The 15,658-nt window shown below is 74.2% G+C and carries 12 protein-coding genes; 6 read left to right on the forward strand and 6 right to left on the reverse strand.

What is annotated here, in order from left to right:
• Window positions 1-17: 17 nt before the first annotated feature.
• Window positions 18-2,102: a YhgE/Pip family protein gene (locus tag ACIQPQ_RS04240; protein WP_401299429.1), complete on the reverse strand. Its 2,085-nt coding sequence runs from the start codon at window positions 2,100-2,102 to the stop codon at window positions 18-20.
• Window positions 2,074-2,874 carry an ATP-binding cassette domain-containing protein gene (locus ACIQPQ_RS04245; RefSeq protein ID WP_401299650.1) on the reverse strand — a complete coding sequence of 267 codons (801 nt, stop codon included), beginning with the start codon at window positions 2,872-2,874 and terminating at the stop codon, window positions 2,074-2,076. Before ACIQPQ_RS04245 ends, ACIQPQ_RS04240 begins: the two co-directional genes overlap by 29 nt.
• Before the next feature lie 257 nt (window positions 2,875-3,131).
• Between ACIQPQ_RS04245 and ACIQPQ_RS04250 the strand changes: the two genes are divergently transcribed.
• The 3 genes from ACIQPQ_RS04250 to ACIQPQ_RS04260 all read left to right on the forward strand — a co-directional run bounded on the left by ACIQPQ_RS04250 (window position 3,132) and on the right by ACIQPQ_RS04260 (window position 5,337).
• On the forward strand, window positions 3,132-3,719 hold the full coding sequence (locus ACIQPQ_RS04250; RefSeq protein WP_401299432.1) for an SAV_6107 family HEPN domain-containing protein: 588 nt from the start codon (window positions 3,132-3,134) through the stop codon (window positions 3,717-3,719).
• Between the two features lie 163 nt (window positions 3,720-3,882).
• Window positions 3,883-4,653 carry a methyltransferase gene (locus ACIQPQ_RS04255; protein ID WP_383780284.1) on the forward strand — a complete coding sequence of 257 codons (771 nt, stop codon included), beginning with the start codon at window positions 3,883-3,885 and terminating at the stop codon, window positions 4,651-4,653.
• A 276-nt stretch (window positions 4,654-4,929) separates the two neighbouring features.
• On the forward strand, window positions 4,930-5,337 hold the full coding sequence (locus tag ACIQPQ_RS04260) for a DUF3040 domain-containing protein (RefSeq protein WP_383780282.1): 408 nt from the start codon (window positions 4,930-4,932) through the stop codon (window positions 5,335-5,337).
• Window positions 5,338-5,680: 343 nt separating this feature from the next.
• Here ACIQPQ_RS04260 and ACIQPQ_RS04265 read toward each other — a convergent pair whose 3' ends face one another.
• The 4 genes from ACIQPQ_RS04265 to ACIQPQ_RS04280 all read right to left on the reverse strand — a co-directional run bounded on the left by ACIQPQ_RS04265 (window position 5,681) and on the right by ACIQPQ_RS04280 (window position 11,494).
• Window positions 5,681-8,212 carry a DUF3488 and DUF4129 domain-containing transglutaminase family protein gene (locus ACIQPQ_RS04265; RefSeq protein WP_401299436.1) on the reverse strand — a complete coding sequence of 844 codons (2,532 nt, stop codon included), beginning with the start codon at window positions 8,210-8,212 and terminating at the stop codon, window positions 5,681-5,683.
• The gene (locus ACIQPQ_RS04270; RefSeq protein WP_401299438.1) at window positions 8,209-9,621 is read right to left on the reverse strand and encodes a DUF58 domain-containing protein; all 1,413 of its coding nucleotides are present in this window, start codon (window positions 9,619-9,621) and stop codon (window positions 8,209-8,211) included. Before ACIQPQ_RS04270 ends, ACIQPQ_RS04265 begins: the two co-directional genes overlap by 4 nt.
• Window positions 9,621-10,658 carry an AAA family ATPase gene (locus ACIQPQ_RS04275; protein WP_383780274.1) on the reverse strand — a complete coding sequence of 346 codons (1,038 nt, stop codon included), beginning with the start codon at window positions 10,656-10,658 and terminating at the stop codon, window positions 9,621-9,623. Before ACIQPQ_RS04275 ends, ACIQPQ_RS04270 begins: the two co-directional genes overlap by 1 nt.
• A 272-nt stretch (window positions 10,659-10,930) precedes the next feature.
• The gene (locus ACIQPQ_RS04280) at window positions 10,931-11,494 is read right to left on the reverse strand and encodes a beta-class carbonic anhydrase (RefSeq protein WP_383780272.1); all 564 of its coding nucleotides are present in this window, start codon (window positions 11,492-11,494) and stop codon (window positions 10,931-10,933) included.
• A 421-nt stretch (window positions 11,495-11,915) separates the two neighbouring features.
• Here ACIQPQ_RS04280 and rsmH point away from each other — a divergent pair, with 421 nt between their 5' ends.
• From rsmH to ACIQPQ_RS04295, 3 genes are all read left to right on the forward strand, one after another.
• Window positions 11,916-12,872, forward strand: coding sequence for a 16S rRNA (cytosine(1402)-N(4))-methyltransferase RsmH (gene rsmH, locus ACIQPQ_RS04285; protein WP_401299442.1), 957 nt, complete (start codon window positions 11,916-11,918; stop codon window positions 12,870-12,872).
• A gap of 129 nt (window positions 12,873-13,001) precedes the next feature.
• Window positions 13,002-13,682 (forward strand): septum formation initiator family protein, encoded by a 681-nt coding sequence (locus ACIQPQ_RS04290; RefSeq protein WP_401299444.1) that lies wholly within the window; start codon window positions 13,002-13,004, stop codon window positions 13,680-13,682.
• Between the two features lie 5 nt (window positions 13,683-13,687).
• The gene (locus tag ACIQPQ_RS04295; RefSeq protein WP_401299447.1) at window positions 13,688-15,649 is read left to right on the forward strand and encodes a penicillin-binding transpeptidase domain-containing protein; all 1,962 of its coding nucleotides are present in this window, start codon (window positions 13,688-13,690) and stop codon (window positions 15,647-15,649) included.
• Window positions 15,650-15,658 lie beyond the last annotated feature (9 nt).

A 15,658-nucleotide genomic window follows, 5' to 3' on the forward strand; every position in this document is an offset into this window, starting at 1 on the left:
GGGCCGGGTCCGGCCGCTCACAGGGTCAGCTCCGGGTGCAGCCGGTCCAGGGTCCACACCTGGCGGCGGCGCGCGGACAGGGCGGTCAGCGCCAGCGCGCCCGCGGTGAACGCGAGCAGCACCGCGCACGCCTGCCACACGGGGCCGGGGCCGCCGCCGGTGATGAGCCTCCGCAGCGCCTCGACGACGTAGCTCATCGGCAGGAACGGGTGGAGCGCGTTGAAGAAGTCCGGGCTCGTCTGCACGGGGTAGGTGCCGCCCGCCGAGGTCAGCTGGAGCATCAGCAGGGCGAGGACGAGGATGCGCCCGGCCGCGCCGAAGCGGGCGTTGAGCCACTGGACGATCGCCGCGAAGCAGGCCGCCACCAGGAACAGGAAGCCCACGGTCGCCGTCGCGTGCGCCATCTCCAGGCCGACCGCCCAGTGCAGCACCGCCATCAGGGCGGCCGTCTGGAGGCCGCCGATCGCCGCGACGGGCAGCCAGCCCGCCAGCGCGATCCGCCAGGCCGGGGCGCCCGCGGCGAGCGCGCGCCGGTTCATCGGCGCGATCAGCATGTACGCCACCATGGCGCCCACCCAGAGCGACAGCGGGATGAAGTACGGGGCGAAGCCGGTGCCGTAGTTGGGCGCCTTGTGCAGGTCGCGCGAGGCGAGCCGGACCGGGTCGGCCATGACGGACGTACGCGCGTCGCGGGCCTTCTCGTCGTAGTCGGGGATCTGTCCCGCGCCGTCGTGGAGTCCTCCGGCGAGCTTCTCGGAGCCGTCGACCAGCTTGAACAGGCCGCCGTTGAGGTCGTCGGCGCCCGTGCTGAGCCTGCCGACGCCCTTGTCGAGGTCGGTGGCGCCGCCGCGCGCGGTGCCGATGCCGGTGTGCAGCCGGTCGGCGCCCGCGGCGACCTTCTGGGCCCCCTTGTCGAGCGCGTTGATCCGGGACACCGCGTCCGCGACGTCCTCGGAGAGGTGCGGCGCGCGGTCGGCGAGCGCCCGTGCCTGCTTCTGGAGGGTGGCGAGGTCGCCGCGGAGCTTCTTCAGGTCGCCGTCCCGGTCGGCCACGAGGGTGTCCAGGTCGTCCGCGACCACCGCCACGTCGGCGGCGGCGTCCTTCGCCTTCTTCAGCTCGCCGCAGGCCGCGTCGGGCACCTCCGGCTTCTCGCAGCGGTCGGCGTACGCCTTGTCGAGCGCCCCCGACGCGGTACGCGCGCCGTCCGCGGCGACCGGCGCGGTCTTCACCAGGGTCGACAGATGGCCGCGGATCACCTCGGCGGAGTCCGCGACGAGCCGGGCGGTGTCCCCGATCGACTTCTCGTTGTCCTTCAGGAACGGCGAGATTCTGCTGTCGACCGCGTTGACCTTGTCGGCGAGGGTCCGGGTGCCGTCGGCGACCTTCCGTGAGCCGCTCTCCAGGTCACCGGCGCCCTTGTCGAGCTTCTTCAGCCCCTTGGCGAGGCCGGCGCTGCCGGTCCGGGCGTCCTTGAGCCCGTCGGCCAGGTCCTCGGAGCCCTTCTCGGCCTTCCCGATGCCGCCGTTGAGCTTGTCGGCCCCCTGCGCCGCCTCCACGGTCCTGCCGTGGATGTCGGAGAACGAGATGAAGATCTTGTCGAGGAAGGACCGGGACGCCTTGGTGGAGGCGGCCGTGCGGACCTCGCTGAACACGGTGCGCGAGATCTGCCCGACGATGTAGTTGTTGGCGTCGTTCGTCCGTACCTGGAGCGCGCCCGTCTCCGGGGAGTCGCCCGCGCTGGAGGCGATACGGCGGCTGAAGTCGGCGGGCAGGGTGAGCGACAGGTAGTACGTGCCGTCCTCCACGCCCGCGTGCGCCCGTTCCGCGCTCACCTCGTGCCACTCGAAGGTGTCGCTGTCGCGCAGCCCCTCGGTGATGTCGTCCCCGGCGGTGAGCCGCTTCCCGTCGGCCGTCGCGCCCCGGTCGTCGTTCACCAGCGCCACCGGCACCCGGTCCAGCCGCCCGTACGGGTCCCAGAAGGACCACAGGTAGAGGGCGCCGTAGAGCAGCGGCAGCAGGAGCAGGGCCACCAGGGCGGCGCGGGGGAGCTTTCCCCGCCCGAAGCGCCGCAGCTCAAGCGCGGCCAGTCGCGGCGAGCGCATCGTCGTCGTTCCCTTCGCTGTCGCTGTCGCTGTCGCTGTCGCTGTCGCTGTCGCTGTCGCTGTCGCTGCGGCTGTCGGTCCCGCTGCGGCTGTCGGCTTCGTCGGGCCGGGTGGAGACGGTGAGGGCGCCCTTCGGTGGCTCGGCGCACACCGCGAGGACCGTGGTGCCGGACGCGGCGACGGAGGCCAGCAGCCCGGTGGCGGCGGTCCGTTCGGCGTCGGAGAGCTTGAGGTCCGCGTCGTCGACCCCGAGCAGCCGGGGCCGCCCCATGAGGGCCAGCGCGATCGACAGCCGCAGCGCCTCCAGCCGCTCCAGATCTCGTACGGCCGTCCGCGCCCCCTTCGGCAGCGCCGTGAGGTCCAGCCCGGCGGCGGTCAGTGCGGACTCCACCCGGAGCCGCGCCTCGGCCGCGCGCGCCGCCCGCGGTCGCAGCAGCCCCCGCAGGGAGCCGCCGTAGCGCCGCTCCAGCAGGGCCCGTTCGCGCAGGTGCTCGCCGACGGTGAGCGCCGGGTCGAGGTCGGTGACCCCGGCGACGTTCGCCAGGGCGCTGACCCCGCGCACCGCCGCGAGCTGCCTCGGCAGCCGGGCCGCGCCGACCGTCGCCGTCCCCTCGGTCGTCCGCATCCGCCCGGTGAGCGCGAGCAGCAGACTGGTCCGCCCCGACCCGGAGGGCCCGTCCACCGCGATCAGCGCACCGGGCTCCGCCGCGAGGCCGACGCCCCGGAAGACCCAGCCGCGCGGCCCCCGCAGGCCCAGCCCCTCGGCCGTGATCCGGGCCCCGGCGGCCCCGGAGGTTCCGGCGGCCGCGGCGGTCCCGCTATCGGGCTCTTCCTCGCCGCCCGCGTCCACGTGTCCCACCCCACCGCTCCCCACTTTTGAACTGACCAGTCAGTCCAAAAGTTAGCCCGAACCTTCGATCGAAGCAAAAGCCCAGGTCGGAACGGATTGTCAGTGGCATACCTCACGATGAGCACATACGGCACCCCGTGTCAGGGAACGTGCCGTGACACGACGACAGGAGGTTCGTCATGGCCAGCAAGTCCGCAGCAGCTCAGCACCGCCGCCGCGCCACCGGCCCTGCCCCCTCACTGACCGGCCCGGCGAGCGACGTGCACCCCGTGCTCCGCAGGGCCACGGCCCCGCCCGCCGCCCTCGACCTGCTCGCCCAGGCCCGCGCCGGCCTGGAGGAGACCGCCGCCCTGGAGACGTCCAACGAGCGGTACGCCACCGCCCACCTCGCGGCCCTGCGCACCGCCGCCGCCGTGCTGGCCGCCCTCGGCCGCCCGGAGACCAACCCGCGCCGCCGGGGCCGGATCAGGAGTGCCTGGGAGGTCCTCCCGGAGATCGCCCCCGAGCTGACCGAGTGGAGCGCCCTGTTCGCCTCCGGCGCCGCCCGCCGGGCCCGTGCCGAGGCGGGCATCCAGGGCGCCGCCACCCGCCGCGACGCCGACGACCTCGTCCGGGACGTGGCGGTGTTCCTCCGCCTCGTCGAGCGGATGCTCGTCCTCCAGCCGGTCCTGCCCCAGCCCCGCCGCGACGACACCGACCCGGCGTCCCGCGCGCGGGACCTGGACCGCGCCCGGGACCGGGGGAGGGGCGTACCGAACGCGGGGTGAGGGGGAGGAAGCGCGGGGCCCCGGACGGAGGCGGTGGGCCGGGAGTGGAGGCAATAGGGTGGAGCACGCCTGAAGCCCTCCCACCACCCCCGTACCGGGGCGGGAGAGCGCCCCGATCGCTCCGCCGCGCAAGAGGCGGTGCCGCGCCGAGGAGTCAACTGCCGTGCCGGACCCGATGCGCCCCCGCGCCTCTCTCCGTACCGCCGTGGTCTGGGAGGTCCTCCAAGACGCCCTCGACCGCCGGGTCAAGGCCGCGGGACGTGAGGCGCTGGACGTCCTCGACACCGGAGGCGGCAGCGGCAACTTCGCGGTGCCCGTCGCCCGCCTCGGCCACCGCGTCACCGTCGTCGACCCCAGCCCCAACGCCCTCTTCGCGCTGGAACGCCGCGCCGCCGAGGCCGGGGTCGCCGACCGCGTCCGCGGCGTCCAGGGCGACGCCCACGGTCTCTTCGACGTCGTCGGGCGCGGCGGCCACGACGTCGTCCTCTGCCACGGCGTCCTGGAGTACGTCGACGACCCCGCCGAGGCCGCCCGCAACGCCGTCGCCGCGCTGCGCCCCGGCGGTGTCCTCAGCCTCCTCGCCGCCGGACTCGGCGGCGCCGTCCTCGCCCGCGCCCTCGCCGGGCACTTCACCGAGGCCCGCCAGGCGCTCACCGACCCGGACGGCCGCTGGGGCGAGGGCGACCCCGTCCCGCACCGCTTCACCGCCGAACAGCTCACCGCGCTGGCCGAGGACGCGGGCCTCACCGTCGGCGCCGTCCACGGCGTGCGCGTCTTCGCCGACCTCGTGCCGGGCGTCCTCGTCGACACCGAACCCGGCGCCCTCGAAGCACTGCTCAAGCTGGAGGCCGCGGCGGCCGAACTGTCCGCCTTCCACTCCGTCGCCACCCAGCTCCATGTGCTCGGTGAGGCCCGAGGGGCCGACGAGGCCTGAGCACCCTCGTGGGGCGTGGCGCTGATCAGGTACTTGCTCGCACATGGAGTACGCCACAGGCCCTCCGTTCGGGCGCTGTGCGCCGTATGATCGAGGGAGACCGCCCGGCATGACGGGTCGGCCGCCGGGGAATGGAACCCCCAGCGGCCGGGACTTCCATGGCGGGCTCCGGTTGGCCAATTGGCGTAGAGGGGCGGGTTTCACGGGGGCGATTCCCTGCCTATCCTGAAGGGACCCCCCGGGTCGCCCCGGCGACTGCACGATGAGGAGGACTCCGTGCCGCTCTCGGAGCACGAGCAGCGCATGCTCGAGCAGATGGAGCGAGCGCTGTACGCCGAAGATCCCAAGTTCGCGTCGGCGCTTGAGGGAAGCGGGCTGCGTACGTACACCCGGCGCCGGGTCTACCAGGCAGTCGCGGGCTTCCTCGTGGGTATCGCGCTCCTCATGGCCGGTATGGTCGCCCAGCAGGTCTGGCTCAGCGTGGTGGGCTTCCTCGTCATGCTGGGCTGCGCGGTGCTCGCCGTGACCGGCTGGCGCAAGGCCCCCAAGCCGGGCGAACAGCCCGCCGCGGGAGCCCAGCCCGCACGCGGCCAGGGACGTCCGGCGAAGCGCTCCATGATGGACCGGATCGAACAGCGCTGGCAGCGCCGCCGCGACGAACAGGGCGACCAGGGCGGTCGCTGAGCCCGCCCCGAACCGCTCCCGGAGTTCTCCGCTGCCGCGCCGCCCCTGAGCCTGGCACGCCCCGCGCCACTCCCCGGCGCGCTCCGACTCTTCGTACGTGAGGGGTGACCACCCGCCCGGTGGTCACCCCTCACGCATGCCCGCCCCGCCCCCCTACCCGAGACAGACCACGGCCCCCGCCCAGGGAATCCCTCCCCGGACAGGGGCCGCGTCGTGTATCGCCTACGCCCTGTGCGGTCAGCCGGTGAGGCAGTCAGCTGGTGAGGCGGCTGGTCGGGCCGGGCGGCCGGAGAGGCAGCCGGTGGGCCGACCCACCCGGTCAGCCCACCGGGTGGGTCCGGTCTCAGCCGCCCGCCTGTCCGCCGAACGGCCGCCGTGCCAGGAGCGCCGACAACCGGGCCGACCAGCCCGCCTTCACCGCCGTCCAGCGGTCGCTGAGGTCCCACACCGCACGGATGGCGGAACGGGGCGCCACCACCGCGCGCAGCCGGGTCCGCCCGCTGACCCGCGCCCGCAGCGCCGCCCGCACCTGGCGCACATCGTCCGCGAGACCGGCCTCGGCGCGCGGCCGGGGAGCGAACAGCACCTGCTCGACCGCGCCCGCCACCCGGTGCACCGACCGCGCCACCGGCTCCTCCAGCTCACCCAGCCGGACGATCCGGTCCGCCGCCCTGCGGGGTGTGAGGGCCTCGTCGGGCGCGATGCCGTAGTCCCAGGCCGTGTCGGTCAGCTCCCGCCACACCGCCAGGACATGCGCGACGGCGGCCTCGGAGACCACCTCCGCCGGAACGTCCAGCAGCACCCCGGGGCCGGAGGCCTCGGCGCCACCGGCACCGCCCGCCTCGTCCGCACCCGAGCCAGCGCCCGGCCCGCCGGGACCGCCCGGACCGCCTGCCCCGGCGGGCCCGGTGTGCTGCGCGGAGGCCAGCCGCACCGAGCGCCGTCTCAGCCGCCACAGCATCGGCAGCAACGGCAGGACCAGAAGCCCGACGCCCAGCGCCGTCCATCCGGCGATCCGGTACCAGGGCGGGCCGCCCCCGCCCTGCTGCGCCGCGTCCAGCGGCAGCGCGCTGGAGCACCCGCCGAGCCGCTTCTCCTCCGCCGAGCAGCTCGCGCTCGTCGAAGGCGCCGCCGAGGGAGCCGTGTCCGCCGACTCCGAGGCTTCGGGCGCCGTCGGCACCTGGGTCTCCGAGGACTCCGGCAGCGTGTACGCCGGGGTCGTGCCACGGGTCGGGGTCGGCTCGAAGCGGGTCCAGCCCACGCCCTCGAAATACAGCTCCGGCCAGGCGTGCGCGTCCTTCAGACTGACCGCCACCGAACCGTCCGCCTGCGGGGAACCGGGCGCGAAGCCCACCGCCACCCGCGCCGGGATGCCCAGGGTGCGGGCCATCGCCGCCATCGCGAACGAGTAGTGGACGCAGAAGCCCCGCTTGTCCCGCAGGAACCGGGCGATCGCGTCCTGGCCGGTGCCGACCTCGACCTCGGTGTCGTACTGGAAGCCGCCCGTCACCGCGAACCAGTCCTGGAGGGCCACCGCGCGCTCGTAGTCGTTCGACGCGCCGTCGGTGATCTCGCGGGCCGTGTCGGCCACCACCGACGGCATCGAGTCGGGCAGCTGGGTGTACTCGCCGCGCAGCGCGCTCGGCGGCCTGGGCGCCGAGGCCAGCTGCTCCCGCGTCGGCCGCAGTTCCAGGCTGCTGACCTCGTAGGTCTTGCCGCGGGTGGTCTGGCGGTGGTCGCCGACCAGGGTCATCCCGACCGGCTCGTACCGCCACCGGCCGCTGATGCGGACGTCGCTCGGCGGATAGGGCATCGGCAGCCAGTCCTGCGCGTACCACCCGGCGGCCGAGACCCGGGTGGTGATCTTCGTCCGCTTGATCTCCGGGCCGAGTCCGGGCGGCGTGGGCAACTCGTCCGGGACGGCGGTGATGTCCCGCTTGGACGGCTTCCACGTGGTGCCGTCGAAGTCGTCCAGGGAGACGATCCGCAGATACAGGTCCGAGACGTCGGCCGCGTTGGTGCGCAGGGTGAGGACCGTGCGGTCCTCGTCCACGTTCAGACTGTCGCGCAGCGAGACCAGCGGGTTGACCGCCGAGATGGTGCCCCCGCCGCCGGTGCCCGTGCCCGCCCCGGTACCCGTGCCGCCCAGCAGGCCGCCGTCCATCGCGGGCAGCGGAAGCAGCGGCACCGCCAGTGCGACCCCCAGCGCGGCCACCCCGATCCGGCGCCCCGTGCGGACCGGCGCCACCGGCCCCGACAGGTCACCCGGATGGCGCGGAGCCCCGCCGAAGACCCGCCCCCACTGCGCGAGCCGCTCCCGGCTCTCCGCGAGCAGCAGCATCAGATAGCCGCCCCCGGCCACCAGGAACCACAGCCAGTCCGTCCCGCCGTCGGACAGTCCCGCGGCCACCGAGTACAGGGCGAGCAGCGGCAGGCCCGCCGGGGCGGCGTTGCGGTAGGTCACCGCGAGGGTGTCCACCGCGAGCCCGATCACCAGCACGCCGCCGATCATCATCAGCCGGATGCCGTCGGAGAGCGGGGCGGGTATCGCGTACCGGCCGACGTCGTCGACGCCGGTCTGGAGCAGGTCGGAGAGATACACGAAGGTCTGCGGGCCGGGGAGCACCCCGGCGAAGGCCTGCTCCCGGGCGAAGACCAGGGTGAGCAGCAGCAGGGTCGTCACGGCCTGCGCCAGCACGGTCAGCGGCCGGGCCAGCGGCACCCGACGGGTCGCCGCGCCCACCCCCGACTGCACCGCCAGCAGGAACGCCGCCTGCAGAATCCACGAGGTCTGCTCGACCAGCGGCAGCAGGGCCGAGGCGGCCATCAGCGTGGCCGCCGCGGAGCACAGCGTCAGTCGGGCCCGCCCGCTCATGATCCCGCCCCCGTTCCCCTCGTCCCGCCCGGCGTCACGACGCCCGAGCGCTCCCGGTCCGCCTGCCGCCACATCTCGGCCGTGGAGGCGCCCCGTGGCACGCTCACGGCCGTCCAGCCCGCTTCGCGCAGCAGCCGAAGCCGCTCCTCCTGCCCCTTCATCGGACGAGACCCCCCGATCGGTTCACGCTGCGGTTCACGGCCCCAGCCGTCGCCGTCCAGCAGGAACGCGACCGCGCCCCCGCTGCGCTGCCGCATCCGGGCCGCCACCGCCGCGTCCGCCTCATCGAGGTCGCCGAGGAAGGCCACCAGCAGCCCCTCGGTGCCGCCGCGCAGCGCGTCGTACGCCGGGGAGAGCCCGGTGCCGTCGGAGTGGTCGACCACCGCGAGGGTGTCCATCATCAGGCCCGCCGCGTCGGCCGAGCCCTGGCCCGCCCCGCTGAACCCGTCGGAGCCCTCGCCGGGCACCGAGGTGCCGGTGTCGGTCAGCAGCCGGACGGAGAAGCCCCGCTCCAGCATGTGCACCAGGACGGACGCGGCGCCCGACACCGCCCACTCGAACGACGAGTCCGGCCCGGCCCCCGCATAGGCCAGGCCGCGGGTGTCCAGCAGCACCGTGCAGCGCGAGCGCTGCGGCTGCTCCTCGCGGCGCACCATCAGCTCGCCGTAGCGGGCCGTGGAGCGCCAGTGGACGCGGCGCAGGTCGTCACCGTAGCGGTAGCCGCGCGGGATCGCGTCGTCCTCGCCCGCCAGGGCCAGCGAGCGCTGCCGTCCCTCGCCGTACCCCTGCGCCTCGCCGCCGAGGCGGACCGGCGGCAGCGGCTCCACGCGGGGCACCACCGTCAGCGTGTCGTGCGTCGAGAAGGAGCGGGTCAGCTCGCACATGCCGAACGGGTCGTTCAGCCGGAGCTGGAGCGGGCCCAGCGGATAGCGGCCGCGCAGGTCGGAACGGACCCGGTAGGACACCTCGCGGCGCCCGCCCGCCTCGACCCGGTCCAGCACGAAGCGGGGGCGCGGGCCGAGGACGTAGGGCACCCGGTCCTGGAGCATCAGCAGGCCGGTGGGGAACCGGGAGACGTTGTCCATCCGCAGGTGGACGCGGGCCTCGCTGCCCGCGGGCACGCGTGCGGGGGAGAGCCGACGGCTGCCCGCGACGCGGTAGCGGGTGCGGTAGACGACGGCCGCGCAGACCAGCGGCAGCACGGCCAGCAGCAGTCCGACCCGCAGCAGGTCGGGCTGCCCGAGGACGTAGGCGCAGATCGCGGCGGCTATCCCGGCCGCCAGGAAGGACCGGCCGCGGGTGGTGAGACCGGCGAGCGCGGTGCGCGCCCCGCCGTGCTCGGCGCGGGCGCCCCGGCCCTCCGGGTCGTCGTGCTCGGCCTCCGGCGGACCGGCGGCGGCGCCGGCCATCACAGCCTCCGCGGCTGCTGCCGGCCGTAGCCCGGCTCGTCCTGGCCCACGCCGAAGCCCCGCTGCTGCTGGGCTCCCGCGGGCACCGGGACGCGCTGGATGATCTCCTCGACGACCTGCTCGGAGGTGCGGCGGTTGAGCTGGGCCTGCGCGGTGGGCAGCAGGCGGTGCGCCAGGACGGCCACCGCGAGGTTCTGCACGTCGTCCGGGAGCGCGTAGTCCCGGCCGCCGAGGGCAGCGGACGCCTTCGCCGCGCGCAGCAGGTGCAGCGTCGCGCGCGGCGAGGCGCCGAGTCTGAGGTCCGGGTGGGTGCGGGTGGCGGCGACCAGGTCGACCGCGTACCGCCGGACGGCCTCGGCGACGTGGACCGTGCGGACCGCCTCGACCAGCTTCACGATCTCGTGCGCGTGCGCCACGGGCTGGAGGTCGTCCAGGGGGTTCACCCCGCCGTGCACGTCCAGCATCTGCAGCTCGGCCTCGGCGCTCGGATAGCCGATGGAGACGCGGGCCATGAACCGGTCGCGCTGGGCCTCGGGCAGCGGATAGGTGCCCTCCATCTCCACCGGGTTCTGCGTGGCCACCACCATGAAGGGGCTGGGCAGCTCGTAGGTGTGCCCGTCGATGGTGACCTGGCGCTCCTCCATGGACTCCAGCAGCGCGGACTGGGCCTTCGGGGAGGCGCGGTTGATCTCGTCGCCGATCACGATCTGCGCGAAGATCGCCCCCGGCTTGAACTCGAAGTCGCGGCGCTGCTGGTCCCAGATGGACACCCCGGTGATGTCCGAGGGCAGCAGGTCCGGTGTGAACTGGATGCGTCGCACCGAGCAGTCGATGGACCGTGCCAGCGCCTTGGCCAGCATCGTCTTGCCCACGCCGGGGACATCCTCGATCAGCAGATGTCCCTCGGCGAGGAGCACGGTCAGCGAAAGCCGTACGACCTCGGGCTTGCCCTCGATCACTCCCTCCACCGAACTGCGGACACGCTCCACAGTGGCGGTCAGATCAGTGAGGCTCGCTCGTTCGTCATAGGTCGTCACCCGGCCCTCCTCGGCCCGTTCTTTCCGGGCCGACGCTCTCTGACGCGGACCGGCCCACCCCGAAACACGGACACCACGCGCGAAACGCTCAACGTGACGTCACACCCGCATTCTTGCCGCCGTTACCGTTTCGTGTCACTCGCCTGTGGACAACTGACAGCGATATGTCAGGTACCAGGACCCTTCTACCGGGTGTTCGACCAATTATCCGCCCGGTCGCGCGACAGCGGCCCGGCCCGGGACCCCAGGGCCCCGGACCGACGCCCACCGTCCTACTGCTCCGTCTGCCCCGCGGGGTCGATCTCGCGCAGCAGTCCGGTCCGTACGTCGAAGACGAAGCCGCGCACGTCGTCGGTGTGGAGCAGGAACGGCGAGGTCCGCACCCGCTGCATCGACTGCCGGACGTCCTGGTCGACGTCCCGGAAGGCCTCCACCGCCCAGTTGGGGCGCTGGCCGACCTCCATCTCCAGGTCGTGCCGGAACTCCTCGGTGAGGGTCTCCAGACCGCAGCCGGTGTGGTGGATCAGGACCACGCTGCGGGTGCCGAGGGCCCGCTGGCTGATGGTGAGGGAGCGGATCACGTCGTCGGTGACCACGCCGCCCGCGTTGCGGACGGTGTGGCAGTCGCCCAGCTCCAGGCCGAGGGCGTCGTGCAGGTCGAGGCGGGCGTCCATGCAGGCCACCACCGCCACCTTGAGCACGGGGCGGGCGTCCATGCCGGGATCGGTGAACGCGGCGGCATACCGCTCGTTCGCCTGGACCAGGCGGTCGGTGACGGAGCCGGCCTGAGCGGTGGCTGCCCCGGGGCCGGTGGGTACCGATGCGGAAGTCGTCATACCCATGACCGTACTGGTCACCCGCTGTCCGGTCGCGTCGGAGAAATGAGGAAAAAGAGTCATCCCGCCCTGGTGTGAGGTAATCCACACGGGTGGCGGGAGGACGGCCACCGGGGTGATTTTCCCGATCCGCCGCTTCGCGCGCGGCGCCCGCCGCCACGCGCGGGCCGGTTGATTGACCGCGAGACAGGGTGGACTAAAGTGACGCGAAGCGGGAGGCGACGATCTCCCTGCTGGACTGAATTCCCCGTGAGACCACGGCGATCCCGCCGGAGATCTCCCCGCGCGCGCGGCGCGTACGTACGGCTCGGCCCCCTCCCGCTCCCGGTCGGCTGACGCCTCCGGCGCCGGCGGACCTCCCCTTCTCCGAGCGGGCGGGGACCCGGCGGTGCGTACCGCCCGCCGGATCTGAGAGGGCCCCTTGAGCCAGAGTCGACACGTCCCGGTGATGCTCCAGCGGTGCCTGGACCTGTTGGCCCCCGCCCTCCAGGAGCCCGGCGCGGTCGTCGTCGACTGCACCCTGGGCCTCGGCGGCCACAGCGAGGCCCTGCTCACCCGGTTCCCCGGGGCCCGGCTCGTCGCCCTCGACCGCGACAAGGAAGCCCTGCGGCTCTCCGGCGAGCGCCTCGCCCCCTTCGGCGAGCGCGCCACCCTCGTCCACGCCGTCTACGACGAACTCCCCGCCGTCCTCGACCGGCTCGGGCTGCCACGCGTCCAGGGCGTCCTGTTCGACCTCGGGGTCTCCTCCATGCAGCTCGACGAGGCCGACCGGGGCTTCGCCTACGCGCAGGACGCTCCCCTGGACATGCGGATGGACCAGACGACCGGCATCAGCGCCGCCGAGGTCCTCAACACGTATCCGCCGGGCGAGCTGGTGCGCGTGCTGCGCGCCTACGGGGAGGAGAAGCAGGCCAAGCGGATCGTGTCCGCCGTCGTCCGGGAGCGCGACAAGGAGCCGTTCACCAACAGCGCCCGGCTGGTCGCGCTGATCCGGGACGCGCTCCCGCAGGCCGCCAAGCGCACCGGCGGCAACCCGGCCAAGCGCACGTTCCAGGCGCTGCGCATCGAGGTCAACGGTGAACTGGCCGTCCTGGAGCGGGCGATCCCCGCCGCCGTCGCCTCGATCGGGGTCGGCGGGCGGATCGCCGTGCTGTCGTACCACTCGCTGGAGGACCGCCTGGTCAAGCAGGTGTTCGCGGCCGGTGCCGCCACCACGGCGCCGCCCGGACTGCCCGTCGTGCCCGAGCGCTACCAGCCGCGCCTCAAGCTGCTCACCCGAGGTGCCGAACTTCCCACCGAGGAAGAGGTCGCCGAGAACCGGCGGGCCGCCCCCGCGCGGCTGCGCGGGGCCGAGCGCATCAGGGAGGCCATCGAGTGAGCGGAGCGAGGCGGGCACGGCCGGGGACCCCCCGGCGGCCCGGCGGGAGCGGGACCGCGATGCGGGAGAGCCTGGGGAAGCGGCGCAGCCAGGGGAGCCGGACGGCCCAGGGGAGCCAGGGGGGAACGCGTGCCTAGGACACCACAGCTCAAAGGGCGCGCGGCCCGGCTCGCGCGGCTCTTCCCCGTACGGTCGCGCCAGGCGGCCCGTACCCCGTTCGTCCTGCTGGTCGTGGTTCTTCTCGGTGGCGGGCTCATCGGTCTGCTGGTGCTGAACTCGGCGCTCAGCGAGGGCTCGTTCAAGATGGACGACCTCCAGCGCGACACCAAGAACCTCACCGACGAGGAGCAGGCGCTCCAGCGGGACATCGACTCCTACTCGGCCCCCGACGCCCTCCAGCGCCGGGCCCGTGAACTCGGCATGGTCCCCGGCGGCGACCCGGCCTTCCTCGGCCCCGACGGCACGGTGAAGGGCGTCCCCTCGGCCGCCCCGCAGCCGCCCGCGGCGGTCCGGCCGCCCGAGGCACTCGCCTCCCCGTCGGCGCCCGCCCCCTCGGCGTCCCCCTCCGCCGCCGTCCCGGGCACCGCGCCGTCCGCCTCCCCGTCCGCCGTGCCCACCCCCGCCGCCCCGGCACCGGGCACGGCACCCACCCCGGCCGCCGCCCCCGGCGCCGCCGTCGCGCCGGGCGCCGCCACCGCCGTGGCCCCGCAGGCGGCGCCCGTGCCCGCGGCGCCGCCCGCCGCCCCGGCGGGCACCACAGGCTCCTCAGATTCGACAGGCTCGTCCACGATCACGACCCCCGGCAGGTGACGGAAGTGTCCGACAGGCAACCGCCGCGTCGCCGCGTGCCCGGCCCCGCCCGGCCCGCCCGCCCCGCCGACGCGCGCCGCAGGCCCGGCCCCGGCGCCCGGCCCGCCCGCCGCCCGGCCTCGCCGCGCCCCGCCGCGCCGCGCGTCATCCGGCTGGGCAGCCCCCGCCCCCGGCTGCGCCTGGTCGGCCTCGCGCTGACCGTGGTGATGGCCGCCTTCGTCGTCCGGCTGCTCCAGGTGCAGGCCGTCGACGCCGGTACGTACGCGGCGCAGGCCGAGCAGAACCGCTACGTCGGGCAGGTGCTCGCCGCCACCCGCGGCGAGATCACCGACCGCTCCGGGGTGGCCCTCGCCGCCAGCGAGGACGCCTACGACATCACCGCCGACCCGACGATGTTCAACCGCGAGCAGCTGAAGATCGGCGACGGGCCCGAGCAGGCCGCCGCGCTGCTCGCCCCGATCCTCGGCCAGGACCAGGCCGCCCTGGTGAAGAAGCTGCGCCCCGCCGACCCCGCGACCCGCTACGCCAAGCTCGCCGGACGGCAGACCCCGCAGGTCTGGAAGCAGATCAAGGACCTCAAGTCGGCCCTCTCCGCGAAGTCCGGGACCGACCCCGCCACCGTCAACGTGCTGGCCGGTGTCTTCTCCGTCCCCAGCAGCAAGCGCGTGTACCCCAACGGCGAACTCGCCGCCGGGATACTGGGCTGGGTCAACGCCGAGGGCAAGGGCGGCGGCGGGGTCGAGCAGCAACTGAACACGGTCCTCGCGGGCAAGGACGGCAAGATCCGCTACGCCCAGTCCGGCGGCCGCCAGGTGCCCACCGCGGGCTCCACCGAGACCCCCGCGGTGCCCGGCTCCACCGTCGAGCTGACGATCGACCGGGACATCCAGTGGGCGGCCCAGAACGCCATCACCGAGCAGGTCAGGAAGTCCAAGGCCGACCGCGGCTACGTCATCGTCCAGGACACCCGCACCGGCGAGATCCTCGCCATGGCCAACTCGCCCGGCTTCGACCCCAACGACCTCACGAAGGCGAACCCCGCCGCGCTCGGCAACGCCGCGCTCCAGGACGCCTACGAGCCCGGCTCCACCGCCAAGGTCATGTCCATGGCCGCCGTGCTGGAGGAGAACGCCGCCACCCCGCTCACGCACGTCACCGTGCCCAACCGGCTGCACCGCGGGGACCGGCTCTTCCAGGACGACATCGACCACGCCACCTGGTACCTCACCCTCAACGGCGTGCTCGCCAAGTCCAGCAACATCGGCACCATCCTCGCCACCGGCGAACTGGGCAAGACGCAGGACCGGGCCAACCAGGTCCTCCACTCCTACCTGCGCAAGTTCGGCATCGGCGGCTACACCGGCGTCGACTTCCCCGGCGAGACGAAGGGCATCCTCGCGGCGCCCGGCGACTGGTCGACCTCGCAGCAGTACACGATCCCTTTCGGCCAGGGCGTCTCCATCAACGCGCTCCAGGCCGCGTCCGTCTACTCCACCGTCGCCAACGGCGGCGTCCGCGTCGAGCCCAGCCTGGTGCGCGGCACCAAGGGCCCCGACGGGCGCTTCACCCCGGCCGAGGCACCGGAGAAGACCCGCGTGGTCAGCGCGAAGACGGCGAAGACCCTCGCCCGGATGCTGGAGTCGGTGGTGGACGACGAGGAGGGCACCGGTACGAAGGCCCGCATCCCCGGCTACCGGGTCGCGGGCAAGACCGGCACCGCCAACCGCGTCGATCCGGCCACCGGCCGCTACAAGGGCTACACGTCGTCCTTCGCCGGGTTCGCCCCCGCCGACCAGCCGCGCGTCACCGTCTACTGCGCCATCCAGAACGCCACCTCCGGCAGCTACTTCGGCGGCCAGATCTGCGGGCCCATCTTCAAGCAGGTCATGGAGTTCTCGCTGAAGACGCTCCAGATCCCGCCGACCGGTGCCAAGCCCGCGAACTACCCGGTCTCCTTCGTCCCCTGATCCTCCGTC

The sequence above is a fragment of the Streptomyces sp. NPDC091281 genome (assembly GCF_044757425.1).
Lineage (GTDB): Bacteria > Actinomycetota > Actinomycetes > Streptomycetales > Streptomycetaceae > Streptomyces.